Here is a 16,133-nt window from a genome sequence, read left to right on the forward strand (position 1 = left end):
CGACCGATTTCGCGGCCGGCGCGCCTGAGCGTGCCGGCCGCCCTGTTTTCTAGTCTGCGGGGAATCCCATGAAACTACTCGTCGTCGGTTCCGGCGGCCGCGAACATGCGCTGGCGTGGAAGCTCGCGCAATCGCCGCGCGTCCAGATGGTCTACGTCGCGCCCGGCAATGGCGGCACGGCGCAGGACGAGCGTCTGAAGAACGTCGACATCACGTCGCTCGACGCGCTGGCCGATTTTGCGGAAAGCGAAGGCGTCGCGTTCACGCTCGTCGGGCCGGAAGCGCCGCTCGCGGCCGGTATCGTCAACCTGTTCCGCGCCCGCGGCCTGAAGGTGTTCGGCCCGACCCGCGAAGCCGCGCAGCTCGAAAGCTCGAAGGATTTCGCGAAGGCGTTCATGAAGCGCCACGGCATCCCGACCGCCGACTACGAAACCTTCTCCGACGCGGCTGCAGCCCACGCGTACATCGACGCGAAGGGTGCGCCGATCGTCGTGAAGGCCGACGGCCTCGCGGCCGGCAAGGGCGTCGTCGTCGCGATGACGCTGGAAGAAGCGCACGCCGCGGTCGACATGATGCTGTCGGGCAACAAGCTCGGCGACGCCGGCGCGCGCGTCGTGATCGAGGAATTCCTCGACGGCGAGGAAGCGAGCTTCATCGTGATGGTCGACGGCAAGCACGCGCTGGCGCTGGCTTCCAGCCAGGACCACAAGCGCCTGCTCGACGAAGACCGCGGCCCGAACACGGGCGGCATGGGTGCCTATTCGCCCGCGCCGATCGTCACGCCGCAGATGCACGCACGCGTGATGCGCGAAATCATCATGCCGACGGTACGCGGGATGGAGAAGGACGGCATCCGCTTCACGGGCTTCCTGTATGCGGGCCTGATGATCGACAAGGAAGGCAATCCGCGCACGCTGGAATTCAACTGCCGGATGGGCGACCCCGAGACGCAGCCGATCATGGCGCGCCTGAAGAGCGATTTCTCGAAGGTCGTCGAACAGGCGATCGCGGGCACGCTCGACACGGTCGAGCTCGACTGGGACCGCCGCACCGCGCTCGGCGTCGTGCTGGCCGCGCACGGCTATCCGGACGCGCCGCGCAAGGGCGACCGCATCAACGGGATCCCGGCCGAGACCGAACAGGCCGTGACGTTCCATGCGGGCACGACGCTCGACGGCGACAAGCTGACGACGTCCGGCGGCCGTGTGCTGTGCGTGGTCGGCCTCGCCGATTCGGTGCGCGAAGCGCAGCAGCATGCGTACGACACGATCAACCAGATCAATTTCGAAGGCATGCAGTATCGCCGCGACATCGGCTTCCGCGCGCTGAATCGCAAGAGCACGTAATACCCTGACCGCCGCTTTGCCGTCGCAAACGGCGGCCTCCTCTGCCGGGGTTCGATAGAATGCCCGGCAGATGCCTTTTTTACGGCCCCCGCTTCGCGCGGGAGCAGCCAGTCCAGACATGACCGATTCGACCTACGACGTGGCGCGCGTGCGCACGTATCTCCAGGGCCTGCAGACACGCATCGCCGACGCGCTCGGCGCGCTCGACGGCACGCCGCTCGCGACCGACGCGTGGCAGCGCGGGCCCGAGGAGCGCCTGCGCGGCGGCGGCTGCACGCGGATTCTCGAAGGCGGCCGCGTGTTCGAGCGCGCGGGGATCGGTTTTTCCGACGTCGCGGGCGATGCGCTGCCGCCGTCGGCGAGCGCCGCGCGCCCGCAACTGGCCGGCCGCGGCTTCGAGGCGCTCGGCGTGTCGCTCGTGCTGCATCCGCACAACCCGTACTGCCCGACCGTGCACATGAACGTGCGGATGCTGATCGCGACGAAGCCCGGCGACGCGCCGATCTTCTGGTTCGGCGGAGGCATGGATCTGACACCGGTTTATCCGTTCGAGGACGACGCGCGGCATTTCCACCAGACCTGCAAGGACGCGCTCGATCCGTTCGGCGCCGAGCTCTACCCGCGCTTCAAGACGTGGTGCGACGAGTATTTCTTCCTGAAGCACCGCAACGAAACGCGCGGCATCGGCGGGATCTTCTTCGACGATTTCTCCGAGCCCGGATTCGAACGCTCGTTTGAGATGATGCAAAGCGTCGGCGACGCGTTCCTGAACGCGTACCTGCCGATCGTCGAACGCCGTGTCGCGCTGCCGTACGGCGAGCGCGAACGCGACTTCCAGGCTTACCGGCGCGGCCGCTACGTCGAATTCAACCTCGTGTTCGACCGCGGCACGCTGTTCGGGCTGCAAAGCGGCGGCCGGACCGAGTCGATCCTGATGTCGATGCCGCCGGTCGCGCACTGGCGTTACGACTGGCAGCCCGAGCCGGGCTCGCCGGAAGCGCGCCTGAGCGAGTTCCTCGTGCCGCGCGACTGGGTCTGAGCCCGTCGCGCCCCGTCGCCTCAAGAACAGGACACGTTTTTCTGGACACCACCACCCGCCCCGTCCCGCAGCCGCTGTCACGTCGTATCGGCCTGCTGGGCGGCACGTTCGATCCGATCCACGACGGCCACCTCGCGCTCGCGCGCCGGTTCGCCGACGTGCTCGGCCTGACCGAGCTCGCGCTGCTGCCCGCCGGGCAGCCGTACCAGAAGCGCGACGTGTCGGCCGCCGAGCATCGGCTCGCGATGACGCGTGCCGCTGCCGGCTCGCTGTCGCTGCCCGGCGTGACGGTCACCGTCGCGACCGACGAGATCGAGCACGCGGGGCCGACCTATACGGTCGAGACGCTCGCACGCTGGCGCGAGCGGATCGGCCCCGATGCGTCGCTGGCGCTGCTGATCGGCGCCGACCAGCTGGTGCGGCTCGACACGTGGCGCGACTGGCGCAAGCTGTTCGACTACGCGCATGTGTGCGCGTCGACGCGCCCGGGCTTCGACCTCGGCGCGGCGCCGCCGGACGTCGCGCAGGAAATCGCGCGGCGGCAGGCCGGTGCCGACGTGCTGAAAGCGACGCCGGCCGGCCACCTGCTGATCGACACGACGCTGGCGTTCGATATCGCCGCAACCGACATCCGCGCACACCTGCGCGAATGCATCGCGCGTCACGCGCAAATGCCCGATGCGTCGGCCGAGCATGTGCCGGCCGCCGTCTGGGCCTATATTCTTCAACATCGTCTCTACCATTCCTGATTCCATGGATATCCGCAAACTGCAGCGCGTGATCGTCGACGCTCTAGAAGACATCAAGGCGCAAGACATCAAGGTGTTCAACACCAGCCACCTGACCGAACTGTTCGACCGCGTGATCGTCGCGTCGGGCACGTCGAACCGACAGACCAAGGCGCTCGCATCGAGCGTGCGCGACAAGGTCAAGGAAGCCGGCGGCGACATCGTCAGCTCCGAGGGCGAAGACACCGGCGAATGGGTGCTGGTCGACTGCGGCGACGCGATCGTGCACATCCTGCAACCGGCGCTGCGCCAGTACTACAACCTCGAGGAAATCTGGGGCGACAAGCCCGTGCGGATGAAGCTCGGCGGCGGCAAGGGTCCGAACGGTCTCGCTACCGCCAGCGAAGACGAGGACGACGAGGAAGAAGCGCCGGCACGCCCGGCGCGCAAGACGGCTGCCCGCCGCCGCTGAGCCGCAGCGAGTCGTCCCGATGAAGCTTTTCATCCTCGCGGTCGGCCACAAGATGCCCGGCTGGATCGCGTCCGGCTTCGACGAATACACGAAGCGGATGCCGCCCGAGCTGCGCATCGAGCTGCGCGAGATCAAGCCCGAACTGCGTTCGGGCGGCCGCAGCGCGGAAAGCGTGATGGCGGCCGAGCGGCAGAAGATCGAGGCCGCGCTGCCGAAGGGCGCGCGTATCGTCGCGCTCGACGAGCGCGGCCGCGACTGGACCACCATGCAGCTCGCGCAGGCGCTGCCCGGCTGGCAGCAGGACGGCCGTGACGTCGCGTTCGTGATCGGCGGCGCCGACGGGCTCGATCCGGAACTCAAGGCGCGCGCCGACCTGCTGCTGCGCATCTCGAGCATGACGCTGCCGCACGGGATGGTGCGCGTGCTGCTCGCCGAACAGCTTTACCGCGCGTGGAGCATCACGCAGAATCACCCCTACCATCGCGCATGACGTGCCGTCCTCGGGACGCGCGCCGCGCGCGCTCAACGAGATAACGACACCATGCCGTCCAGCACGCCCCCTGCCCTTTTTCCGACCCTTTACCTCGCTTCGCAAAGCCCGCGCCGCCAGGAGCTGCTGCAGCAGATCGGCGTGCGCTTCGAATTGCTGCTGCCGCGCCCCGACGAGGACGCGGAGGCGCTCGAAGCCGAGCTGCCCGGCGAAGCCGCCGATGCGTACGTGCAGCGCGTGACCGTCGCGAAGGCGGAGGCCGCGCGGGCGCGTCTCGTCGCGAGCGGCAAGCCGGCCGCGCCGGTGCTGGTTGCGGACACCACGGTGACCATCGACGGCGCGATCCTCGGCAAGCCGACCGATGCCGACGATGCGCTCGCGATGCTGACCCGCCTCGCAGGCCGCGAACACGAGGTGCTGACCGCCGTCGCGGTGGTCGGCGCCGACGGCGAACTGCTGCCGCCCGCGCTGTCGCGCTCGTCGGTGCGCTTTTCGGCCGCGCCGCGCGACGCGTTCGAGCGCTACGTCGACACCCGCGAACCGTTCGGCAAGGCGGGCGCCTACGCGATCCAGGGACGCGCGGCCGAATTCATCGAGCGAATCGACGGTTCCCATTCGGGTATCATGGGTCTGCCCCTTTTTGAGACTGCCGCGTTGCTGCGCACCGCGCGCGTCGCCTTCTGAATCGCACCATGAACGAAGAAATCCTGATCAACCTCACGCCGCAGGAAACGCGGGTCGCACTCGTCCAGCAAGGCGCGGTGCAGGAGCTTCACGTCGAGCGCACGCTGTCGCGCGGGCGGGTCGGCAACATCTACCTCGGCAAGGTCGTGCGCGTGCTGCCCGGCATGCAGTCGGCGTTCATCGACATCGGTCTCGAGCGCGCGGCGTTCCTGCACGTCGCCGACATCTGGCATCCGCGCCTCGCGGGCGAGCCGCAGTCGGGCGTGCCGCACCAGCCGATCGAGAAGACCGTGTTCGAAGGCCAGACGCTGATGGTCCAGGTGATCAAGGATCCGATCGGCACGAAGGGCGCCCGACTGTCGACGCAGGTCAGCATCGCGGGCCGCACGCTCGTCTACCTGCCGCAGGAGCCGCACATCGGCATCTCGCAGAAGATCGAGAGCGAGGCCGAGCGCGAGGCCGTGCGTGCGCGGCTGACCGCCGTGATCCCGCCGGACGAGAAAGGCGGCTACATCGTGCGCACGATCGCCGAGGACGCAACCTCCGACGAACTGGCCGGCGACGTCGCCTACCTGCGCAAGACCTGGACGACCATCGTGGCCCAGGCGCAGCGGCTGCCGGCGACGAGCCTGCTGTACCAGGATCTCGATCTCGCGCAGCGCGTGCTGCGCGATTTCGCGAACGACGACACGACGCGCATCCAGGTCGATTCGCGCGAGACGTACCAGCGCCTCGCGGAATTCGCGAACGAATTCACGCCGGCGGTGAGCCCGAAGCTGCATCACTATACCGGCGAGCGGCCGCTGTTCGACCTGTACAACATCGAGACGGAGATCCAGCGCGCGCTGTCGCGCCGCGTCGACCTGAAGTCGGGCGGCTACTTGATGATCGACCAGACCGAGGCGATGACGACGATCGACGTGAACACCGGCGGCTACGTCGGCGCGCGCAACTTCGACGACACGATCTTCAAGACCAACCTCGAGGCCGCGCATACGATCGCGCGGCAGCTGCGGCTGCGCAACCTCGGCGGGATCATCATCATCGACTTCATCGACATGGAGAACGCCGAGCATCGCGACGCGGTGCTGTCCGAGTTGAAGAAGGCGCTGTCGCGCGACCGCACGCGCGTGACGGTCAACGGCTTCTCGCAGCTCGGGCTCGTCGAGATGACGCGCAAGCGCACGCGCGAATCGCTCGCGCACGTGCTGTGCGAGCCGTGCCCGACCTGCCAGGGCAAGGGCCAGGTGAAGACGTCGCGCACCGTGTGCTACGACATCCTGCGCGAGATCCTGCGCGAGTCGCGCCAGTTCAATCCGCGCGAATTCCGCGTGATCGCCGCGCAACAGGTGATCGACCTGTTCCTCGACGAGGAGTCGCAGCATCTCGCGATGCTGATCGACTTCATCGGCAAGCCGGTGTCGCTGCAGGTCGAGTCGAACCTGAGCCAGGAGCAATACGACATCGTGCTGATGTAAGGTCATGCGCGGCGATCTCCGAATCGGAAGATCGCCCCCGACCCTTGCCGCGGGCATCGAGCAAAAATATCAGTTGGCACGCCGAGCTTCGAGGGCTCGGGCAACGTAAGCGCCCGCTGGCGAGCGAAGCACGGCCGCTTGATTTCAACTTTGGTCACTAAGCGTTTGACGCACCGCAGCAGTATCACTATAATTCGCGCCGCGGGGTGGAGCAGTCTGGCAGCTCGTCGGGCTCATAACCCGAAGGTCATAGGTTCAAATCCTATCCCCGCAACCAACATCGAAGCCCGCTTTGCGACAGCAAGCGGGCTTTTTGCATTTCGCCGATTCGCTGGTTCGTATCGCTCGACTCGAAGCCGCCGGCCCTGGCAAAGCCGAAGAGGCTCGCCATCCCTGTATCATTCGGTCACGCGTGCAATCAGCCGCCGGCCGAGCCGCACCGCGAAAGCCAAGTCGATCGATTGTTCAACGATGGTTTTCTGATCGGCCGCGCGACAGCACGATATCGCGACGACGCAACGCTCGCCCCTTTCGCGACCGGCCGGACCGCGTGGCACGTCGGGACAGTGCCCGCAGCGGCCGCCGCGCTATCCTTTCCCACCTCACATTCACTCACCACATACCATGAGCCAACGCCACAACCGCCGCCAGCGCAAGAAACTCCACATCGCCGAGTTCCAGGAACTCGCGTTCAACGCGGCCGCGCAATACCGCAACGAGTTGTCCGACCTCGAGCGTGGCCAGCTGATCGATGCGTTCATCGATTTCGTCGAAGCGAACGGGCTGCTGACCGTCGCCTCCGCTGACGAAGGGATCGGCGCCTACGTGATCTCCGGCGCGCCGCGCGGCACGACCACCGACGCCGACCGCGAGAACGTGCGGGCGTGGCTGGCCGCACGTCCGGAGCTGACCGACGTCCGGGTCAGCGAATTCACCGACGCGTGGTATCCGGACGCCTGACGCTCCGTTTTCTCCCTGCTTCATGCAGCGCCCGCGCCTGCCCGCCATGACGGCGGCGGGCCGGGGCGGCACCCGTGTGAGCCGCCCCTCATCCGCCGGCCTTCCCCGTCGCCCGACTGCGACGCGACGGCCGCCGATCCCTACCTTTCCCCGACAGTCCGCCTCCAGCAAGCCATCGAAATCGGCCCTGAAAGGAAGACACGTTAAACTCTCACCTCGCGTGGTGCGCCGCCCGCACCCGCCATCCATCGCCAGCCGCGCGCCTCCGGGCCCGGCCCCCGACCCATGGAGTGAGTGTCAATGAGCGGCGGATTTCCGTTTCCCGCATCCCGCATGTCGTTCCCGTCCTCGACGGTCTTCCTCGTTCTCGCCGCCGCGCTGCTGTCCGGCTGCGGGCTGCTGCCGACGCAGAATCCGCCCGCGCCGATCAGCGAGGCGCTCGTCGAGCCCGTCGAGGAAACCGCCGGCGAACCGCTGACGATGCCGCCCGTGCCGGCGCCGACGCAGCCGGAAGCGCCGGAAGCACCGAAGAAACCGCACCGCGAAGTGACGCGGCCGAAACCCGTGCAGCGCCCCGAAACACCGACGCCTCCGCCACCACCTCCCGCCCCGATCGTCGCGACGCGCCCGCTCGACCGCACGCAGATCCATGCGCTGCTCGACAGCGAGGTCGCGCGCCGCAACGGCAAAGTGATCGGCCGCGCGGTCGACATGGTGGCCGACGCGAGCGGCAAGCCGCGCGAGATGATCGTCAACCTGCAGGGCTTCATGGGCGTCGGCGACCGCAAGGTCATCTTCCCGTGGAACGTGTTCCGCTTCACGCCGGGCGGCAAACAGGAGCCGATCGTGCTCGACGTGCCGTCGGGCGACCTGCCCCCGGCCGCGCGGCCGAAGGCCGTGCCGCTGTCCGGTTCGGCCGCGGCGTCACCCGCGACGCGACTGCCGATGCTCGACAGCGATGTCGAGCGCCCGAACGGCACGAAGATCGGCCGCATCGTCGACGTGCTGATCGACCGCGCCGCGCAGCCGCAGGCGGTCGTGCTCGACCTCGGCGGGCTCGTCAACACCGACCGCCGCTCGATCGCCGCGAGCTGGGGCGCGCTGCGCTTCGTCACGCGCGACAAGGCGCTGCATCCGCAGCTCGACCTGAACGATGCGCAGATCAAGGCGTCGCCGCCCTACGCGGCCGACAAGCCGATCGTCGCGGTCTTCCCGCCCGTTGCCCCGGCACCGGTGCCGGCTTCGTCTGCGAGTGCCACCCGATGACGATCAAGCATTCCGTCAGCGTGCGCAGTCTGCGGTCCCTCGACTGGCTCAACTTTTTCGTTGCAAACGTTCAAACCGGGTTCGGTCCGTTCATCGCGTCCTACCTCGCGTCGCACAAGTGGACGCAGGGCGAGATCGGCATGGTGCTGTCGATCGGCACGATCAGCGCGATGGTCAGCCAGGTGCCGGGCGGCGCGGCCGTCGATGCGCTGAAGAACAAGAAAGGCGCGGCCGCGTGGGCGATCGCGGCCATCATCCTGTCCGCGGTGCTGCTCGCGTCGAGCCCGACGATCGTGCCGGTGATCGCGGCCGAAGTGTTCCACGGCTTCGCGAGCTGCATGCTCGTGCCGGCGATGGCCGCGATCTCGTTCTCGCTGGTCGGCCGTGCCGATCTCGGCGACCGGCTCGGCCGCAACGCACGCTGGGCGTCGATCGGCAGCGCGGTCGCGGCGGGCCTGATGGGGCTCACCGGCGAGTATTTCTCCGCGCGCGCGGTGTTCTGGCTGACCGCCGTGCTGGCGTTGCCCGCGCTGTTCGCGCTCGCGATGATCCAGCCGACGCACGAAGTGATCCCGCATTCGTCGAAACCCGACGATCACGACGAAGGCGAGCACCGCGAGACGCTGCTTGAACTGCTGCGCGATCGCCGGATGCTGATCTTCGCGGCGTGCGTCGTGCTGTTCCACCTGTCGAACGCGGCGATGCTCAACCTCGCGGCCGGCGAAGTGACGGCCGGGATGGGCGAGAACGTGCAGCTCGTGATCGCCGCGTGCATCATCGTGCCGCAGGCGATCGTCGCGATGCTGTCGCCGTGGGTCGGCCGTTCCTCGCAACGCTGGGGACGCCGGCCGATCCTGCTGCTCGGCTTCTCCGCGCTGCCGGTGCGCGCGCTGCTGTTCGCCGGCGTGAGCAGCCCGTACCTGCTCGTGCCGGTGCAGATGCTCGACGGCATCAGCGCGGCCGTGTTCGGCGTGATGCTGCCGCTGATCGCGGCCGACGTCGCGGGCGGCAAGGGCCGCTACAACCTGTGCATCGGGCTGTTCGGGCTCGCGGCCGGGATCGGCGCGACGCTCAGCACGGCCGTGGCCGGCTATGTCGCCGATCACTTCGGCAACGCGATCAGCTTCTTCGGGCTCGCCGCTGCCGGCGCGCTCGCGGTCCTGCTCGTCTGGCTCGCGATGCCCGAAACGCGCGTCGAGAACGGCGACGCACCCGAGGGCACGCCGGCCGCCGCCTCGTCCGAACAGGCGCACTGACACACGCACCGCCGCCCCGCTTCTTGGCCGACACGATGGATACGATCAGGACCCTCAACGAAGCCCGCCAGCAGATCCAGCAGTCGATCTTCGATCTGTTCAAGGGGCTGACTTTCGGCGAACGCCTCACGCAAGGCGCGCTGATGGCGCTGCAGGCCGTGTGTGGCGCGTGCCTCGCGTACGCAATCGGCCGCGCGTTGCACACCGAGCAGGCCGTGTGGGCGGCGATCACCGCGATCGCCGTCACGCAGCACAACTATTCGGACACGATGTCGCTGTCGCGCGACCAGTTCATCGGCGCGATGATCGGCGGCGTGGTCGGCTTCGCGGGGGCCGCGCTCGGCGGCGATCGCCTCGTCGCCTATGCGATCGCGGTCGCGATCACGATCGTCGGCTGCTGGTGCCTGAACGTCGGCAGCGCGGCGCGGCTCGGCGGCGTCACCGCGACGATCGTGCTGCTGTTTCCGGGTAACGGCCCGCTGTGGGACATTCCGCTGATGCGGCTCGGGGAAGTCGCGCTCGGCACCGTCTGCGCGCTGGCGGTGTGCTGGGCAATGTCGCGGATCGAGCGACGCTGGTTCCGCCGGGCGGCGAAGTCGGACCAGGACAAGTGACGCGGCTGCCGGGACGCATGCCCCGGCAGCCGGATGAAGCGATGAGCGGCGGCAGGTGTGGCAGGTGTGGCGGGTATGGCAGGTGTTATGGACCGACCCGCAGCACGATGCCCGAGCCGATCTGCACGAGCAGATAGTCGCCGCCGACGCCGACCCAGTGATAGCCGCGCGGCGGCGGGCTCAGCCGATAGCCGCGCCAGTCGTCGACCACGTACTGGCGATCGCGGAATTCGTCCGGGAGCCGGTCGCCCTTGTGCCAGTCGCGGCGCGGCTGGTCGGCCCAGCGCGGCGGTACGTCGTCGTCGCGATGCATCGCCTGGCCGGGCGGCATGTGCTTCGGGCCGTGGCCGCGGTGCATGCCGTGATTGCCGTGGTCACCGTGGTTGTCGTCGTTGCCGTGCCCCTGCGCCATCGCGACCGGCGCGGCGAAACCCGCCGCAACCAGCGCGGCCAGCATCATCCCGTGCATCTTCCTCATCGTCCTTCCCTCCGTGTTGTCACGTCGAACCGGAAATAACTGGACTTGCCCGAACAAGACTAGCACACGGGTGCGACCCGACTTTGTGTCACGCCGCCTGCTGCTGGTACTGGATCCGGTGCAGGTGCGCGTACAGCCCGCCGTGGCGCAGGAGTTCTTCGTGGCTGCCCTCTTCGACGATCTTGCCGGCTTCGAGCACGAGGATCCGGTCCGCGCGCTCGATCGTCGACAGCCGGTGCGCGATCACGAGCGTCGTGCGCCCTTCCATCAGCCGCTCGAGCGCGGCCTGCACGTGACGCTCGGATTCCGAATCGAGCGCGGAAGTCGCCTCGTCGAGGATCAGGATCGGCGCGTCCTTGTAGATCGCGCGCGCGATCGCGAGCCGCTGCCGTTGACCGCCCGACAGTCGCATCCCGTTGCCGCCGACCAGCGTGTCGAGCCCGTCGGGCATCGCGGCGACCGCGTCGGCGAGGTTCGCGGCCTCGAGCGCCGCCTGCACGCGTGCGCGGTCGGGCGTCTGCCCGTACGCGACGTTCGCGGCGATCGTGTCGTTGAACAGCACGACGTCCTGGCTGACCATCGCCATCTGGCCGCGCAGCGCGTGGATGTCGTAGTCGGCCACCGGCACGCCGTCGACCAGGATCGCGCCGCCCGTCGGATCGAAGAAGCGCGGCAGCAGGTTCACGAGGGTCGTCTTGCCGCTGCCGGACGGCCCCGCGAGCGCGATCATCTCGCCCGGCGCGACCTTGAACGAAATGCGGTCGAGCGTCGGCCGCTCGGAGGCGCCGTAGTCGAACGACACGTCGCGGAATTCGATCTCGCCGCGCGCGTGCGCGAGCGCCCGGCCGCCGCCCTGCGGCTCGGCGGGCTCGTCGATCAGCCCGAAGATCAGCTCGGCGGCCGTCATCCCGCGCTGCAGCGGCTGGTTGACGTCGATCAGGTGCTTGAGCGGCGAAATCACCAGCAGCATCGACGTGACGAACGCGACGAAACCGCCGACCGTCGTCTGGTCGTTGGTCGACTGCACGACCGCGATCGTGATCACGACCGCGAGCGCGATCGACGCGAGGAACTGCGTGAGCGGCTGCGCGAGCCCGCCCGAGATCGTCATGCGCATCGCGTAGCCGCGCAGGCGCTTGCTCATCGTCGTGAAGCGGTCCATCTCGTATGCTTCGCCGTTGTGCACCTTGACGACCTTGTAGCCGCCGACCGTCTCCTCGACGATGTACGACAACTCGTTGGTCAGCGTCTGGTGCTCGCGGTTCAGGCGGCGCAGGCGGCGGTTGATCTTGCTGACGAGCCAGCCGATGCCCGGCAGGATCACCGCGACGATCAGCGTGAGCCGCCAGTTCAGGTAGAACAGGTAGCCGAGCAGGAACACCACGGTCAGCGAGTCGCGCACGAGCGTGACCATCACGCCGGTCAGCACCGACAGGATCTGGTTGACCTCGAACACGATCGCGTTGATCACCGTGCTCGCGGTCTCGCGCTGGAAGAACGACGCGCCTGTGTGGAGCATCCGCTGGAACATCTCGAGCCGCAGTTGCAGCAGGATGCGGTTCGATACGTAGTTGAGCAGGTAATTCGACGTGTACTGCGACACGCCGCGCACGAGCGCGAGGCCGATCACCGCGATCGGCACGTACCATTTCGCGCTGTCGCTGCCGTGCGAGCCGAAGCCGTGGTCGAGCAGCGGCTTGAGCAGCGCCGGGATCCCGGCTTCCGTGGCCGCGACGACGCCCATCGTCATCACGGCGAGCAGCACGATGCCGATGAGCGGCCGGATGTACGGCCACAGGCGCTTGAGGACCGTGAGCGGCGAGGTACCGGTGCCGTCCATCGGTTTGCGAAGAGTGTTCTGGGTTTCCAAGGCAATCCTTCTTGAGCCGCGACGCGGCGCCCGGGGCGTGACTGCCCGGGATTCGCCCCGTCCGGCGGGTGCCGAAAAAGGCCCAACATTATAGCTGGACCGCCCCCGCCGGCATGGCCGTCGCCGAAGCGGCCGGCTGCCTGCGCGCGGGTATACTGCCGCTCACCGTTTTCTCCGCCTTTTCGACGATTTCATGGCAGAACCCACCCTCGGCGTCGCCCTCATCGCCCTCAACGCGGCCGCGCGGCTCGCGCAGTGCCTCGACGCGCTGACCTTCGCCGACGACGTCGTCGTGATCGACGGCGGCAGCACCGACGATACGGTCGAGATCGCCCGCGCGCACGGCGCCCGCGTGATCGTCGAGCGCGACTGGCCGGGCTTCGGCCCGCAGAAGAACCGCGCGCTCGACGCGCTCGACACCGACTGGATCCTGTCGCTCGACACCGACGAGGTCGTCAGCCCGGAACTCGCACAGTCGATCCGCGCGGCCATCCGCACACCGGCCGCGCAGGTCTACGCGCTCGACCGGCTGTCGAGCTTCTGCGGCCAGTGGATCCGCCACAGCGGCTGGTATCCGGACTGGGTGCCGCGCCTGTTCCGGCGCGGCACCGCCCGCTTCTCCGACGACCTGGTGCACGAGCGGCTCGTCTTCGACACCCCCGCGCAGCGGCTGCCGGGCAAGCTGATGCACTATTCGTACGAGGATTTCGAAACCGTCGTGCGCAAGCTCGATGCGTATTCGACGGCCGGCGCGCGCCAGCGCCGCGCGGCCGGCCAGCGCGGCGGCTTCGGCAAGGCGCTCGCGCGCGGCGCGTGGGCGTTCGTGCGGACCTACGTGCTGCGGCGCGGGTTTCTCGACGGCCGCGCGGGCTTCATGATCGCCGTGTTCAACGCGGAAACCGTCTACTACCGGTTCCTGAAGCTCGGCCACGAGGCGGCCCGCTGAGCGCGCCCCGCCCTGCCGCCACCCTGACGCCGCCGGCATGCGGCCGGCCCGGCGTTACAATGCCGGGCTGCCCGCGCGCCATGCGCGCCCGAGCACGGCGCAGCGCAGCGCTGCGCGCCGCCGATACGACGACCACCGAATCCGACCGCCATGTTCTCCATCATCATCCCGACCTGGAACAACCTGCCGTACCTCAAGCTCGTCGTCGACAGCCTGCGCCGTCATTCGGCGTACGACCACCAGATCATCGTGCACGTGAACGACGGCGCGGACGGCACGCTCGACTGGGTGCGCAGCGAAGGCATCGAGCACACCGCGTCGCCGGCCAACATCGGCATCTGCCACGCGGTGAACCTGGCCGCCGCCCGCGCGACGCGCGACTACGTCGTCTACATGAACGACGATATGTACTGCTGCCCGGGCTGGGACGCGGCGCTCGTGCGGCGCATCGAGCAGATGCCGACCGACCTGTTCATGCTGTCCGGCACGATGGTCGAGCCGGTCGACACGCGCAACCCGTGCGTCGTCGTCAGCAACTTCGGCCGTGACGCCGAACAGTTCGACGCGGCCGGCCTCGTCGCGGCCACGCCACGGCTCGCGCGCGCGGACTGGCTCGGCTCGACCTGGCCGCCGACGCTCGTGCACCGCGACTGGTGGAACCGCATCGGCGGCTACAGCAGCGAACTGTCGCCGGGGATGAGCAGCGACAACGACTTCTCGATGAAATTCTGGGACGCCGGCTGCCGGATCTTCCTCGGCGTGGGCGACAGCCTCGTCTATCACTTCCAGCAGAAGAGCACCGGCAAGATCGTCAAGAACGACGGCCGCCGCCAGTTCCTCAACAAATGGGGCATGACGCAGGCCACGTTCGACCGCTATTACCTGCATCGCGGCGAACCGGCCGGCGCGCGTGTCGCGCTCGACACGCCGGCCGTCGAAGGCCGCCTGAAGCGTGCGCTGCTGCGCTCGCGGATCAAGCGCGCGTTCAGCTGACCCGACCCCGGAAACGGCACGGAAACGCCCGCGGCTTCGCGTATACTGCGCGCTTCGTCCCGCGCGGTGCCGCCGGGACGCGCGGCGCGCAGCACGGTGCCCGCATGCCGCATTCGTCCATTCGACAGGTTCCGATGCTTTCGTTTTCCGCTCCCGCCTCGCGGCGCCTGACCGCCGCCCGCGCCTTCGCCGTCGTCGCGCTCTGCATGGTGCCCGTCTCGACCGCGCTGACCAACGTGTTCTGCGGGCTGTTCGCGGCCGCGCTCGTCATCTCCCCCGAATTCTGGCGCGACCTGCGTACGTTCGTCACCGAACCGGCGTCGCTCGCGGCGCTCCTGATCCTCGCGGCACTGGCCGCGAGCGTCACCTATACGGTCGCGCCGCACCCGAAGGCGTGGAACTGGGTCGCCAAGTACGACAAGCTGTTGCTGCTGCCGTTTGCCGTGCTGGCCTTCCGCCATTCGAACTGGGCGCCGATCGTGCGGCGCGCCTGGTTCGGCACGCTGTGCGTGATCCTGCTGCTGTCGACCACCAACTATCTCGGGCTGACCGCGATCGGGCCCGCGCATTCGAGCGAACTGCCGCTGTCGCGCGCCTGGGTGTTCAAGAACCACATCGCGGCCGGCATGTTCGGCGCGCTGCTGTTCTACCAGGCGGCCGACCTCGCGCTGTCGGCCCGCACCGCGCTGTCGCGTGCCGCGTATGCCGCCGTGGCCGCATGGTCGCTGATCAACGTGTTCGTGATGCTGCAGGGACGCACCGGGCAGGTCATCGCGCTGCTGCTGATCCTTGTCGTCGCGGTGCGCTTCGTGCTGCTGCAGCGCCGCCAGTCGGCGCTGCGCGCGGGGCTCGCCGCCGGGGCGCTGGTCCTGGCCGGCGTCGCGCTCGTCGTCGCCGCGTGCACGGTGCACGACGGCCGGCTCGTGAAGGTCGTGTCGGAAGTGCAGCAGTATCGGCAGACCGATGCGGTCACGTCGACCGGGCTGCGTCTCGAGTGGTACAAGAAGGGGCTCGAACTGTATCGCCAGCGCCCGGTGATCGGCTACGGCGCCGGCGGCCTCGAGTTCGAGTTCGAGAAGCTCACGGCCGGCAAGACGGCTGCCGAAGGCCAGCTCACGTCGAATCCGCATAACGAATACCTGCTGATGGCCGTGCAGCTCGGCACGCTCGGCGTATTGCTGTTCGTGAACCTGATCGTGCAGATCGCGCGCGGCAGCCGCGCGCTCGACCCGCGCTCGCGGCATGTGCTGCTCGCGTGGCTCGCGATCTTCGCGATCGGCAGCCTTGCGAATTCGCTGCTGCTCGATTTCGCCGAAGGTCACCTGCTGGTGCTGCTCGCCGGGATCCTGCTCGGCTGCGGCACGCGCACGGAAGCGCTGCCGCGCGAAACGTCGGCGATCCGGCGCAGCGCGTAACGCATCATCCGGCGGGCCGGCGGGCGGCGCGCGTTGCCGCCTGCCGCCGGTTCCGCTTCTACGGCTTCTACGGCTTCAATGGCGGCGCATGCGTGCCG

16 protein-coding genes and 1 tRNA gene are annotated in these 16,133 nt (G+C 68.5%); 15 read left to right on the top strand and 2 right to left on the bottom strand.

The genetic code is table 11. From position 1 onward, the window contains the following. The first annotated feature begins 68 nt into the window (after positions 1 to 68). The 12 genes from purD to U4Z64_RS16635 all read left to right on the top strand — a co-directional run bounded on the left by purD (position 69) and on the right by U4Z64_RS16635 (position 10,333). The gene (purD, locus tag U4Z64_RS16580) at positions 69 to 1,346 is read left to right on the top strand and encodes a phosphoribosylamine--glycine ligase (RefSeq protein WP_044844701.1); all 1,278 of its coding nucleotides are present in this window, start codon (positions 69 to 71) and stop codon (positions 1,344 to 1,346) included. A 118-nt stretch (positions 1,347 to 1,464) separates the two neighbouring features. After that, entirely contained in the window at positions 1,465 to 2,385 is a 921-nt protein-coding gene (gene hemF / locus U4Z64_RS16585; protein WP_321820506.1) for an oxygen-dependent coproporphyrinogen oxidase, read from the top strand. After that, complete coding sequence (locus U4Z64_RS16590; protein WP_415750582.1) at positions 2,382 to 3,134, top strand: nicotinate-nucleotide adenylyltransferase; 753 nt, start codon at positions 2,382 to 2,384, stop codon at positions 3,132 to 3,134. Before hemF ends, U4Z64_RS16590 begins: the two co-directional genes overlap by 4 nt. A gap of 4 nt (positions 3,135 to 3,138) precedes the next feature. Then, the gene (rsfS, locus tag U4Z64_RS16595) at positions 3,139 to 3,585 is read left to right on the top strand and encodes a ribosome silencing factor (RefSeq protein ID WP_257772882.1); all 447 of its coding nucleotides are present in this window, start codon (positions 3,139 to 3,141) and stop codon (positions 3,583 to 3,585) included. A gap of 19 nt (positions 3,586 to 3,604) precedes the next feature. Further along, entirely contained in the window at positions 3,605 to 4,075 is a 471-nt protein-coding gene (rlmH, locus tag U4Z64_RS16600; protein ID WP_044844705.1) for a 23S rRNA (pseudouridine(1915)-N(3))-methyltransferase RlmH, read from the top strand. Between the two features lie 51 nt (positions 4,076 to 4,126). Continuing rightward, a complete protein-coding gene (locus U4Z64_RS16605) occupies positions 4,127 to 4,759 on the top strand; it encodes a Maf family protein (protein WP_321820507.1) in 633 nt (210 codons plus the stop codon). Between the two features lie 8 nt (positions 4,760 to 4,767). Further along, positions 4,768 to 6,237, top strand: coding sequence for a ribonuclease G (gene rng / locus U4Z64_RS16610; RefSeq protein ID WP_321820508.1), 1,470 nt, complete (start codon positions 4,768 to 4,770; stop codon positions 6,235 to 6,237). A gap of 200 nt (positions 6,238 to 6,437) precedes the next feature. After that, positions 6,438 to 6,514: transfer RNA gene (locus U4Z64_RS16615), tRNA-Met, on the top strand. A gap of 347 nt (positions 6,515 to 6,861) precedes the next feature. Continuing rightward, entirely contained in the window at positions 6,862 to 7,197 is a 336-nt protein-coding gene (locus U4Z64_RS16620; RefSeq protein WP_044844709.1) for a YggL family protein, read from the top strand. Between the two features lie 300 nt (positions 7,198 to 7,497). After that, positions 7,498 to 8,463: a PRC-barrel domain-containing protein gene (locus U4Z64_RS16625; RefSeq protein WP_321811004.1), complete on the top strand. Its 966-nt coding sequence runs from the start codon at positions 7,498 to 7,500 to the stop codon at positions 8,461 to 8,463. Continuing rightward, positions 8,460 to 9,719 (top strand): MFS transporter, encoded by a 1,260-nt coding sequence (locus U4Z64_RS16630; RefSeq protein ID WP_321820509.1) that lies wholly within the window; start codon positions 8,460 to 8,462, stop codon positions 9,717 to 9,719. The genes U4Z64_RS16625 and U4Z64_RS16630 overlap by 4 nt, the downstream gene beginning before the upstream one ends. A 35-nt stretch (positions 9,720 to 9,754) precedes the next feature. After that, positions 9,755 to 10,333: an FUSC family protein gene (locus U4Z64_RS16635; RefSeq protein WP_044844713.1), complete on the top strand. Its 579-nt coding sequence runs from the start codon at positions 9,755 to 9,757 to the stop codon at positions 10,331 to 10,333. 85 nt (positions 10,334 to 10,418) lie between these two features. Here the strand turns inward: U4Z64_RS16635 and U4Z64_RS16640 are convergent, their stop codons facing one another. Both U4Z64_RS16640 and msbA read right to left on the bottom strand, forming a co-directional pair. After that, complete coding sequence (locus U4Z64_RS16640; RefSeq protein ID WP_321802112.1) at positions 10,419 to 10,811, bottom strand: RcnB family protein; 393 nt, start codon at positions 10,809 to 10,811, stop codon at positions 10,419 to 10,421. An 88-nt stretch (positions 10,812 to 10,899) separates the two neighbouring features. Continuing rightward, complete coding sequence (msbA, locus tag U4Z64_RS16645) at positions 10,900 to 12,651, bottom strand: lipid A export permease/ATP-binding protein MsbA (protein WP_260426288.1); 1,752 nt, start codon at positions 12,649 to 12,651, stop codon at positions 10,900 to 10,902. A gap of 223 nt (positions 12,652 to 12,874) precedes the next feature. On the opposite strand from msbA, the gene U4Z64_RS16650 reads away from it, so the two are divergent. From U4Z64_RS16650 to U4Z64_RS16660, 3 genes are all read left to right on the top strand, one after another. Further along, positions 12,875 to 13,627: a glycosyltransferase family 2 protein gene (locus tag U4Z64_RS16650; protein WP_124487204.1), complete on the top strand. Its 753-nt coding sequence runs from the start codon at positions 12,875 to 12,877 to the stop codon at positions 13,625 to 13,627. Positions 13,628 to 13,777: 150 nt separating this feature from the next. Further along, positions 13,778 to 14,620, top strand: coding sequence for a glycosyltransferase family 2 protein (locus U4Z64_RS16655; protein WP_044844717.1), 843 nt, complete (start codon positions 13,778 to 13,780; stop codon positions 14,618 to 14,620). Positions 14,621 to 14,754: 134 nt separating this feature from the next. Beyond that, entirely contained in the window at positions 14,755 to 16,035 is a 1,281-nt protein-coding gene (locus U4Z64_RS16660; RefSeq protein WP_321820510.1) for an O-antigen ligase family protein, read from the top strand. Positions 16,036 to 16,133: the final 98 nt, after the last annotated feature.

The organism is Burkholderia sp. BCC1996 (genome assembly GCF_905339955.1).
GTDB lineage: Bacteria > Pseudomonadota > Gammaproteobacteria > Burkholderiales > Burkholderiaceae > Burkholderia.

Bases quoted from the DNA above. Each gene is read 5' to 3' on its own strand.
- U4Z64_RS16640 (WP_321802112.1), bottom strand. From the start codon at position 10,811: ATGAGGAAGATGCACGGGATGATGCTGGCCGCGCTGGTTGCGGCGGGT.
- rng (WP_321820508.1), top strand. From the start codon at position 4,768: ATGAACGAAGAAATCCTGATCAACCTCACGCCGCAGGAAACGCGGGTC.
- U4Z64_RS16650 (WP_124487204.1), top strand. From the start codon at position 12,875: ATGGCAGAACCCACCCTCGGCGTCGCCCTCATCGCCCTCAACGCGGCC.
- U4Z64_RS16660 (WP_321820510.1), top strand. From the start codon at position 14,755: ATGCTTTCGTTTTCCGCTCCCGCCTCGCGGCGCCTGACCGCCGCCCGC.
- U4Z64_RS16620 (WP_044844709.1), top strand. From the start codon at position 6,862: ATGAGCCAACGCCACAACCGCCGCCAGCGCAAGAAACTCCACATCGCC.
- hemF (WP_321820506.1), top strand. From the start codon at position 1,465: ATGACCGATTCGACCTACGACGTGGCGCGCGTGCGCACGTATCTCCAG.
- rlmH (WP_044844705.1), top strand. From the start codon at position 3,605: ATGAAGCTTTTCATCCTCGCGGTCGGCCACAAGATGCCCGGCTGGATC.
- rsfS (WP_257772882.1), top strand. From the start codon at position 3,139: ATGGATATCCGCAAACTGCAGCGCGTGATCGTCGACGCTCTAGAAGAC.
- U4Z64_RS16655 (WP_044844717.1), top strand. From the start codon at position 13,778: ATGTTCTCCATCATCATCCCGACCTGGAACAACCTGCCGTACCTCAAG.
- msbA (WP_260426288.1), bottom strand. From the start codon at position 12,651: ATGGACGGCACCGGTACCTCGCCGCTCACGGTCCTCAAGCGCCTGTGG.
- U4Z64_RS16605 (WP_321820507.1), top strand. From the start codon at position 4,127: ATGCCGTCCAGCACGCCCCCTGCCCTTTTTCCGACCCTTTACCTCGCT.
- U4Z64_RS16635 (WP_044844713.1), top strand. From the start codon at position 9,755: ATGGATACGATCAGGACCCTCAACGAAGCCCGCCAGCAGATCCAGCAG.
- U4Z64_RS16625 (WP_321811004.1), top strand. From the start codon at position 7,498: ATGAGCGGCGGATTTCCGTTTCCCGCATCCCGCATGTCGTTCCCGTCC.
- U4Z64_RS16630 (WP_321820509.1), top strand. From the start codon at position 8,460: ATGACGATCAAGCATTCCGTCAGCGTGCGCAGTCTGCGGTCCCTCGAC.
- purD (WP_044844701.1), top strand. From the start codon at position 69: ATGAAACTACTCGTCGTCGGTTCCGGCGGCCGCGAACATGCGCTGGCG.